The following is an 8,706-nucleotide window of genomic DNA, read 5'->3' on the forward strand; positions in this document are numbered from 1 at the left end:
CCGCCTCCCCGCAGGCGTGCAGGTCTGCGCCACCCTGCCGTGCGTAGCACCTGCCTGTGTGCTGCTGGCCGTACCCACGCAGCATCTGGCCTCGGTCCTGCCCATACTCCCCGCAGGCGTGCCCGCCATCCTGTGCTGCAAGGGCATTGAACGCCAGACACTGGCTTTTCCGCTGGATATTCTGGCGCGTGAGCGCAGCGATATACCCGGTGCCGTACTGTGCGGCCCCAACTTTGCGCGTGAGATTGCAGCAGGTCTGCCTGCCGCAGCGGTGCTGGCAGCCCCCGACCCTGCCCGCGCGCAGGCACTAAGCCACCTGCTCTCCACCCCCCTGTTCCGCCTTTACGCCAGCACGGACTGTGCGGGCGTGCAACTTGGAGCAGCCGCCAAAAATGTGATTGCCGTTGCCTCCGGCGTGACCATGGGCGCAGGGCTGGGCGAAAACGCGCGGGCAGCCCTGATTACCCGTGGACTGGCCGAGATAACCCGGCTGGCCACAGCCCTTGGCGGCCAGCCTGCCACACTGGCGGGCCTTGCAGGGTTAGGCGACCTGCTGCTGACCTGTACGGGTGCCTCCTCGCGCAATTACCAGATGGGGCTTGCACTGGGGCAGGGCATGAGCACACACACCGCACTAGGCAGCCTGCCCGGTGTGGCCGAGGGGGTTACAACCGCTGCCGCCCTACAGGCCCTTGCCCGCACACATGGTGTGGAAACACCGATTACCGACTGTATTGCAGCCTTTATGGAAGGGCGCATCACTCTTGCGCAGGCCACGCACAGCCTGCTCAGCCGCCCGCTCAGGAGCGAAGTCTAGGCGCCCAAACCACCAGCCCTCCCCCTAAACCGCCGATGGGGAGGGCCGAGGACCCCTACAGGTGCTCCCACCCCGGCCTAGTGTGGGACGGAGAGCGGGGCTTCTGCCTTGATCCCTTTTTCCGCGCAGTAGCGTGCGTAATATTCCTCCGCCATGCGCCGCAGGGCCGTGCCAATGGCGGCGTACTGGTATTCGTTCAGATTGGCGAGCGAGGCGCGGGCCGATGGCCGCTTGACGGCAAACCCATCCCCCGGCAGCAGCACCACCCCTGTTTCCTCCGCAATGCGGAACAGAATGGTCTGGTAGTCCACCTTGGTCATCAGCCAGCGGGCAAAACGGCGGCCATAAAGCTGGGTCACCACATTGGCCAGATCGATCAGGGTATAATAGTGGGTGCTGCCCTCATCCTCCGGGGCTTTTACGCCCAGATCACGGTACAGGGCCAGTTCGCGCCGGTGCAAAAGGCGCTTGAGTGCGGTTTTATACGCATCACGCCCATCCATAAGGGCAAACAGGGCAAAGAGCACCATCTGCACCTGCTGCGGGGTGGACAGGCCCGCCGTGTGGTTCAGCGCGACGGTGCGGCTATCGGCTACCAACCGGTCAATGAACTTGAGGCCCCGCACATCCGGGGTAAGGGAGGCGTAGCGTTTATCCAGCTCCAGCTTTTCAGGCTCCGGCAGGGCCGCCAGCGCGCGGTCCAGCACGTTGTTCTGGTGCATGGCCACAACCCCGAGCCGCCAGCCCGTAGAGCCAAAATACTTGGAGAAGGAATAGACCAGCACCGTATTGTGCGGGCAGATGGCGTAAATGGAGCGGAAGTCATCGGCAAAGGTGCCGTACACATCATCGGTGACAATAATCAGGTCGGGGCGTTTTTTAACAATTTCGGCAATATGGGCCAGACCGACATCACTCATCCGCACAGAGGGCGGGTTGCTGGGGTTGACCACCAGAAAAATCTTGACCGCAGGGTCCAGCAGCTTGTCCAGCTCCTCGGGCGGGTACTGCCAGCCTGCCTCGGGGTCGGCGTTAATGGCCACCTCCTGAAGCTGGTAGTCCCGCAGTTCGGGAATTTCCACGTAAGGGGTAAAGACCGGCATGCCAATGGCCGCCTTGTCCCCCGGCCGGATCAGCCCGTTCTCGCGCAGGGAGGCAAAAATATAGCTGATGGCTGCTGTCCCCCCTTCAAGCGCAAACAGGTCTGTTGTGCTTTCGGGCATGGTGCCGCCTGCCATCTCGTGCAGCAGGTAATGACGCACCACTTTTTCAGCATAGCGCAACATGCGCGGGGGCGTTGGGTAGTCGCAGCCCAGAATGCCCGATGTCAGCTCGAGTAGAAACGCATCGGCCTGTAACCCCATCTGATCCCGCACGTAGGACAGGGCGCGGCGCAGAAAGGTCACACCGGGGACATCCTTGTTGGCAACCAGAAAAGCCTCAAACCGTGCCTCAATCCCCTCACGCCGGGGCAGACCCCCGACACCTTCGGCCATGTAGGAGAATGTCAGTGCGGAATCGGCTGCGGCAAACATACCAAGCTGAAAAAAGCCCTGCCGGGGCAATGTCGCCAGAAAGTTGGGGTTGCCCCGCCCCGCGTCCAGCATGGCCCGCTGCGCGCGCCCCGATGCCAGACGGATCAACTGGTCCTTGAGTTCAAACGGACTGAGGTGCCGGTATTGCTGAAAATCATCGGCTGGGCTGGACATCCCGTGCTTCCTTCAAGCGGATATTCTTAATTGAAAGGAATGTGCATGGACACAGAAGGGAAAACCACCCCCAAAAACGCCAGTCACGTCTGTTTTGACCCTTTTTATCGATAATTCATGCACATTCAGACCTGCTCGTCCTCAGGCAGAGGGGTGCTCAGGTGGTCGATCACCGCGAGCAGCACAGCGGTTATAGGTGAGGCAAAGGCAAACCCCCACATGCCCAGAAAAGCGCCAAAAATGGTCTGAGACAGAATAGTCAGGGCAGGCGGCATGCTAACCGCCCTTTTTTGAATGAAGGGGGACATGACATACCCTTCAAACGCCTGAATAAAAGCATAAAGCCCCGCCACCATAAGCGCCTCACGCGGGCTGATGGACAAGGCAATGAGCAACGCAGGCACAGCCCCGATAAACGTACCCAGATAGGGGATAAAATTGGCCATACCCGCAACCAGCCCCAGCGGAAAAGCCAGCGGCATGCCCAGCAAAGACAGGCCAACCCATGTCAGCACCCCTACCACGGTCATATCCAGCATCTGCCCCGCAACCCAGGCGGACAGGACATGCGCCGTGGTGCGGATCAGCTCCCGCGCGGAACCACGGTAGCGTGTGGGCACCAGCGCAACAGGCCATTGGCATACAGATGGGGGGAGAGCGCAAAATACACGCCCGCAATAATAATCACCACCAGCGTGCCAGCCGAACCAAAGGTGGAGGTCAGCACATTGGTCATGGACCTGCAAAGTCCATGCCACCCCCTGCCCCTTCCGACCCTAGCGGGCCGGATGTCTGGTTACCGCCAAAAAAGCGGGGAATATGGTTGAGCACGGAGTGCCCAACCGGGTTTTTGTCCAGTGCCGCGTGCAGGGTATCCCGCTCATGGGTCAGGGCGGCATAAAGGTGGGAGAGCTGGGTGACCAGTTCGGGGCCGGAGACATGCACCACAAGCGACACACTGCCCACAAAGCCCGCAAGGAACAGCACCACCGCCACCCACTGGCGCACTGGCAACACCCGGCGGATCAACCGGGCCGCACCATGGAGCACCACCGCCACAAGGGCTGCGGCAAACACCACCATAACCACGGCGCCACCAGCGTAAATAAACAGCCCCACGCACAGGGCTGCCACCACGGCCAGAGCGAGCTGGTAAAAGCGCCTGGCAATGCGCTCCAGCTTCTGGGCGGCTTGGGCCAGAGTGGCAATCTGCTCCGCACTGGCGAGTACCTGCCGTCAGGCTGGGGGGAGCGCGCGCGTTGGGTGCCGGGGGGAGCCTGCTGCACCGTATTGTCCGTTCTGCCCTCAAACATCTGCTGTTCCACCGGAGTAATTCCTGACAAGGTCGCGCGCCATATGGGATACGTGTTGTGTGTTTGACGGAAAAAACCCGCCACAACATCCCCTTTTTCTTGCAACACATTCTTGCGCTGCATTCTTGCGCCGCGCGGAAAAACCTCGAAATAAAAACAGGACCCGGATATAAAACCGCCATATTGCCCTGTGCATGCGTTTATATCCCTCCCTTTCCTGCTCACACAAAGCGAATCATCGTTGTCTGAACCCTCTGCACCCCGTTCGCCAAAAGGTTACCTGAGCAAGGCCCTGACCCTTGCCTCCCGTCCGCTGGACATGGCGAACCCGTGTTTACAGGGGCGCAAGCGGCGCTGTGGCCGCCCCACAACGGACGTGACCGAGGACCTTGACCAGTATCTGCTGGAAATAGCAGCGGGGCTGTTTGTGCAGCATGGATATGCTGGCACCTCCATAGACCAGATCGCCCGCAAGGCCTGCGCAAGCAAGCAGACGCTGTACCGGCGCTACCCGTCCAAGGAGGCGCTGTTCATTGCCGTTGTGACCAACCTGACCGGCTCTGTGCTGCGGGCCATGGAGCAGACCCCCCTGACCAACCCGCTGGAGGAGTTGCGCCACATCAGCCGCCTGATGCTGGACCTGACCCTGCGGCCCGATGCGCTGGGCACCTACCGCATTCTCATAGCCGACGGGCACCGCCATCCTTCCTTGCAAAAGCAGGCGGTTGCCGCCATTGGCCAGCCATTCCACAACAATTTTGTCCGCCTGCTCAAAGCGGCGGAACAGAAGGGGCAGATCAACCCCGGCTACGCCACGGACACCACCGCCCGCCTGCTGACGGGCATGGTCACCGGCTGGCCAATGGAGGACAGCCTGTTCGGTCAGGCTCCCTTACAGTGTGAGGTGGAAAGGGAGGCCTTTTTTAGCGAGGCATGGTCCTTCTTTCTCAACGCCGTGGGGGGCAAGCAGCCGGCTCCTACCGCACAACCAGCCTGAGCCTGAGCGCACTGCTCGGGCCGTAAGCCGCGCGCCAGCTTTATTCTACCGGCGTGACAATCAGGTCGGTCCCGGCTCCTCGGGTCTAAAGTCGAGGGCCAGCCCGTTCATGCAGTAGCGCAGCCCTGTAGGGGGTGGTCCATCGTCAAACACATGGCCCAGATGGCCCTCGCACTGCGCGCAATGGGCTTCCTGCCGGACCATGCCGTGGCTTGTATCACGCCGGGTGGCAACGCCACCGGGTTCAGCCGCCCAAAAAGAGGGCCAGCCGCTCCCGCTCTCATATTTGGTCGAGGCGTTGAACAGCACCGCACCACAGGCGGCACAATGGTATTCACCGGGCCGTTTTTCCGCATTAAGCGGGCTGGAGCCGGGGTATTCCGTACCATGACCAAGCAGAATCTGCTCCTGCTCGGCGGTCAGGGGGGCTCGAGGGCCACACCCGGCAGAACTGCAACTACGGCTCATAACGCTCTCCTTACCCACGCTCATACCATGGGAGGGAGCGGGGTGACTGTGGTCTTATCTGTCAGGTTAGCGCCCACTCCGGCACGACGCCAAGCACCCTGTTTTCACACTCGGGCGAGCCGCTCCCTCACCCCGCGGTATCCATCAACGCGGCACACACATGGTCTGTGGCAGAACACGCCTGCGCGTGCGCGCACGCGCAGATACAGGCTTGATGCGTAGCCGCGCTGTTCCTACACTTCCTCCCTCACCCCGGCCCAGCCCGTACAAAGCCCACGCGGGGGAGCATGCTCCCACCCTGCGCCCATGTGCTGGCCCCCTCAGCCACGCCCCACACCCGGCATGAACAGGACCGCGCCATGAGCCTTACCGACCTGCTGGTCATGCTGGCCTATCTGGCAGGCATGCCGGTTGCAGCCCTTGCCCTAGCAGGCCGCCAGTCCTCCCCCCAGACCTATCTGGAAGGGCATGCGGACCTGCCGTGGTGGGCGCTTTCCCTCTCGCTCGTAGCGACCGAAACCTCCACCCTGACCGTTATCAGCGTTCCGGGCATAGCCTATGGGTCGGGCATGGTTTTTATCGGGCTTGCACTGGGCTATCTTCTGGGGCGGGCCATTGTGGCGTGGTGGTTTGTACCGCTGTACCAGCAGGGGCGCATGCTCAGCGCGTATGACTGGCTTGGCCAGCGCTTTGGCACATCCATGCAGCGGCTGGCCTCCGCCACCTTCCTGCTCACGCGCCTGCTGGCCGAGGCCGTGCGCCTGTTTGCAGGCATGCTCCCCCTTGCCACCATGCTTGCCGCCATGCACTGGCACGTGCCCCAGCCCATATTGCTGGGCGCGATCATGCTGCTGACGCTGTTCTATACCGTCTGCGGTGGCCTGCGCGCGGTGGTCTGGTCAGACAGCATGCAGTTTGGGCTGTATCTGTTCGGGGCTTCGGCCTGTGCGGCATTGCTGTGGCATGGCGCTCCCTCCGGCACGTGGCATGCCCTGCAACAGGCGGGGCGGCTGCACCTGTTCGCCCACAATGCCTCTGTGCTGAACAGCCCCTTTACCCCCCTTGCCGCTCTGGGTGGGGGGGCCTTGCTGTGTGTGGCATCCCACGGCACCGACCAGCTTATGGTCCAGCGGATACTGGCCGCCCGCAGCCTGCGGGATGCGCGACTGGCGCTGATGGGGAGCGTTTTGGGAGTTGGTGCGCTGTTTGCCCTGCTCAGCCTGAGCGGCATACTGCTCTGGGCACGCAATGGCGGGCAGACACTGGCGCAGGCAGGTTTTACCAGCCGGATGCGCTTTTCCCCGCCTATATTGTGCATGACCTGCCACCGGGGCTGCGCGGGCTTATGCTGGCGGGTATTCTGGCCGCGACCATGGGTTCGCTCTCGGCCACACTGTCGGCCATGACGGCGGCCAGCGTGGGCGACTTTGCCCCGTTATGCGCGCGCGCCACCCATGCTCTTGGCTGCTCGGCACTCGGGTTTGCCCGGCTGGTCAGCGTGGGCTGGGCCTGTGCGTTGGTCGCCGGGGCGGGGCTTTTTGCCCATGCCAGCCAGTCCGCCATCATGCTTGGCCTGTCCATTGCCGCATGCGGGTATGGCCCCATGCTAGGCACGTTTGTTGCGGGCATGGCCATCCCCCGCGCGACCGCCCGCACACTGGCCCCTGCCTTTGCGCTCAGCGTGCCCCTGCTGGTATGGGCCATGCTGGCCTGGCACCCCAATGGCCAGCCACTGGCCTTTGCATGGCTGATTGTACTGGGCATTGTCGCCCTGTTCGGGCTGGCGGGGCTGTTCCATATCATGCACTTTAGCCACAACGCCCTGCATAACCGTAACCGGAGGCCCCACCCATGACTGCACAACACAGCCCCCACCAGCCCCCCCGCACGGAAATGCAGGACCCCCGCTACGACGGGCTGGACACATGGCCCACCAGCACGGTGCTGGAAAGCCTGCTGGAGAGCCAGCTTGCCGCCACAGCCGCAGTCAAAACCGCACTGGCAGACATGGAACATGCCGTGGCACAGGCCACCCCCCGGCTGGAGCGGGGGGGACGGCTGTTTTACGTCGGGGCGGGCACATCGGGGCGGATTGGCATGCAGGATGGGGTGGAGCTTATTCCCACCTATGGCTGGCCATCCGAGCGGCTGGTCCTGCTGCTGGCAGGGGGGGAGGCCGCCCTGTTCAGCCCCGTGGAAGGTGCGGAGGATGATGAGGAGGAAGCCCAGCGCGCCATAACCCGCTACACACCCACACCAGATGATGTGGTCATCGGCATTGCCGCAAGCGGGAACACCCCCTACACCTGCGCAGCCCTTGCCAGCGCGCGCTTTTGCGGCAGCCTGACCATTGGCCTGTCCTGCACCCCCAACGCACGCCTGCTGGCCGAGACGGACATTGGTATCCTGACCGAAACCGGGCCCGAGGTTGTTGCCGGCTCCACCCGCATGAAAGCGGGCACAGCACAGAAAATCAGCCTCAACCTGCTCTCCACCACACTCATGATCCGGCTGGGCCACACATGGCGGGGGCATATGGTGGACATGCGCATTGTCAACACCAAGCTGGTGCACCGCGCATTGCGCATGATTACAAAGCTGACCGACTGCTCGGACACACAGGCACAGGCCGCCCTGCTCAAGGCGGATGGATCCATCAAGCTGGCCATATTGCTCCGCCACGGGCTGGAACCCGCACAGGGCCGCATGCTGCTGCGCCTGTGTGACGGGCATTTGCGCCGGGCACTGGAACTGCTGGCAGTGCAGGCCGCACGCGGCGTTGGCCCCGCGGTACAGAACCAGCCTGACCACACCACAGTCTGATGCCATACACGCAGAGCATTCTTGCCCTTGATGGCGGAGGCACGCACACCCGCATTGCCCTGATTGCGCGTGATGCACACGTGCTGGCCCACGCCAGCGGCCCCGGCTGCAACCCCTATGACCGGCCAGAATGGGCAGACAACCTGCGAACCCTGCTCTGCTCAGTGCCCCATACCGGACTACGTGCGGCAGTGCTGGGCATGGCGGGGTATGACGGTGCACGCCCCTCCTCGCTGGCGCAAAGAGACGTCGCCTTTACAGCCCTTGGGCCAGACTGCGTGCTGGAGCTGGAAAACGACGTGCAGACCGCCCACCGTGCAGCCTTTGCCGGGAACGCGGGGGTGTTTGTGCTCGCCGGCACAGGCTCGGTCGCACAGGCCAGCACACAGGATGGACGCTCCGCCCGTGCGGGCGGCTGGGGCTGGCTGTTTGGCGATGAAGGGGGAGGGTACTGGATTGGCTGCCGCGCCCTTAACCATGCTGCCAGCTTTCTGGACGACCCCGGCGTTACCTGCGCGCCCTTTGCCCGCGCCGTACTGCATGCGCTGGACCTACCCACCCAAGGCAGCCACGCCCCGG

The 8,706-nt window shown here is 63.1% G+C and carries 11 protein-coding genes; 6 read left to right on the plus strand and 5 right to left on the minus strand.

Annotated elements, in window-relative coordinates; translation table 11 throughout:
- On the plus strand, positions 1-817 hold an 817-nt coding region (locus JCM25146_RS14825), incomplete at its 5' end, for an NAD(P)H-dependent glycerol-3-phosphate dehydrogenase (protein WP_025828989.1).
- A gap of 77 nt (positions 818-894) precedes the next feature.
- Here JCM25146_RS14825 and JCM25146_RS14835 read toward each other — a convergent pair.
- The 4 genes from JCM25146_RS14835 to JCM25146_RS24295 form a co-directional block, all read right to left on the minus strand.
- A complete protein-coding gene (locus JCM25146_RS14835; protein ID WP_025828991.1) occupies positions 895-2,526 on the minus strand; it encodes a bifunctional aspartate transaminase/aspartate 4-decarboxylase in 1,632 nt (543 codons plus the stop codon).
- A gap of 125 nt (positions 2,527-2,651) precedes the next feature.
- Entirely contained in the window at positions 2,652-3,146 is a 495-nt protein-coding gene (locus JCM25146_RS24285; protein ID WP_242401179.1) for an AI-2E family transporter, read from the minus strand.
- Positions 3,110-3,262: a hypothetical protein gene (locus JCM25146_RS24290; protein WP_242401180.1), complete on the minus strand. Its 153-nt coding sequence runs from the start codon at positions 3,260-3,262 to the stop codon at positions 3,110-3,112. The genes JCM25146_RS24285 and JCM25146_RS24290 overlap by 37 nt, the downstream gene beginning before the upstream one ends.
- Entirely contained in the window at positions 3,259-3,663 is a 405-nt protein-coding gene (locus tag JCM25146_RS24295; protein WP_242401181.1) for a hypothetical protein, read from the minus strand. Before JCM25146_RS24295 ends, JCM25146_RS24290 begins: the two co-directional genes overlap by 4 nt.
- A 417-nt stretch (positions 3,664-4,080) precedes the next feature.
- On the opposite strand from JCM25146_RS24295, the gene JCM25146_RS14845 reads away from it, so the two are divergent.
- Positions 4,081-4,836 carry a TetR/AcrR family transcriptional regulator gene (locus JCM25146_RS14845; RefSeq protein WP_148299115.1) on the plus strand — a complete coding sequence of 252 codons (756 nt, stop codon included), beginning with the start codon at positions 4,081-4,083 and terminating at the stop codon, positions 4,834-4,836.
- 60 nt (positions 4,837-4,896) lie between these two features.
- On the opposite strand, the gene msrB is transcribed toward JCM25146_RS14845, so the two are convergent.
- Positions 4,897-5,304, minus strand: coding sequence for a peptide-methionine (R)-S-oxide reductase MsrB (gene msrB / locus JCM25146_RS14850; protein WP_025828993.1), 408 nt, complete (start codon positions 5,302-5,304; stop codon positions 4,897-4,899).
- Positions 5,305-5,591: 287 nt separating this feature from the next.
- Here msrB and JCM25146_RS25195 point away from each other — a divergent pair, with 287 nt between their 5' ends.
- From JCM25146_RS25195 to JCM25146_RS14865, 4 genes are all read left to right on the plus strand, one after another.
- The gene (locus JCM25146_RS25195; RefSeq protein ID WP_408734926.1) at positions 5,592-6,710 is read left to right on the plus strand and encodes a sodium:solute symporter family transporter; all 1,119 of its coding nucleotides are present in this window, start codon (positions 5,592-5,594) and stop codon (positions 6,708-6,710) included.
- A complete protein-coding gene (locus JCM25146_RS25200; protein ID WP_408734927.1) occupies positions 6,650-7,159 on the plus strand; it encodes an SLC5/6 family protein in 510 nt (169 codons plus the stop codon). Before JCM25146_RS25195 ends, JCM25146_RS25200 begins: the two co-directional genes overlap by 61 nt.
- On the plus strand, positions 7,156-8,127 hold the full coding sequence (locus JCM25146_RS14860; RefSeq protein ID WP_025828995.1) for an N-acetylmuramic acid 6-phosphate etherase: 972 nt from the start codon (positions 7,156-7,158) through the stop codon (positions 8,125-8,127). Before JCM25146_RS25200 ends, JCM25146_RS14860 begins: the two co-directional genes overlap by 4 nt.
- Positions 8,127-8,706 (plus strand): BadF/BadG/BcrA/BcrD ATPase family protein (locus JCM25146_RS14865; RefSeq protein WP_025828997.1); only part of this gene is annotated, 580 nt, incomplete at its 3' end. The genes JCM25146_RS14860 and JCM25146_RS14865, both read left to right, overlap by 1 nt.

The organism is Acetobacter okinawensis JCM 25146, from assembly GCF_000613865.1.
GTDB lineage: Bacteria > Pseudomonadota > Alphaproteobacteria > Acetobacterales > Acetobacteraceae > Acetobacter > Acetobacter okinawensis.

Coding starts and splice junctions, on each gene's coding strand:
- JCM25146_RS14835 (WP_025828991.1), bottom strand. CDS start 2,526: ATGTCCAGCCCAGCCGATGATTTTCAGCAATACCGGCACCTCAGTCCG.
- JCM25146_RS24290 (WP_242401180.1), bottom strand. CDS start 3,262: ATGACCAATGTGCTGACCTCCACCTTTGGTTCGGCTGGCACGCTGGTG.
- msrB (WP_025828993.1), bottom strand. CDS start 5,304: ATGAGCCGTAGTTGCAGTTCTGCCGGGTGTGGCCCTCGAGCCCCCCTG.
- JCM25146_RS25195 (WP_408734926.1), top strand. CDS start 5,592: ATGCTCCCACCCTGCGCCCATGTGCTGGCCCCCTCAGCCACGCCCCAC.
- JCM25146_RS25200 (WP_408734927.1), top strand. CDS start 6,650: ATGCTGGCGGGTATTCTGGCCGCGACCATGGGTTCGCTCTCGGCCACA.
- JCM25146_RS14860 (WP_025828995.1), top strand. CDS start 7,156: ATGACTGCACAACACAGCCCCCACCAGCCCCCCCGCACGGAAATGCAG.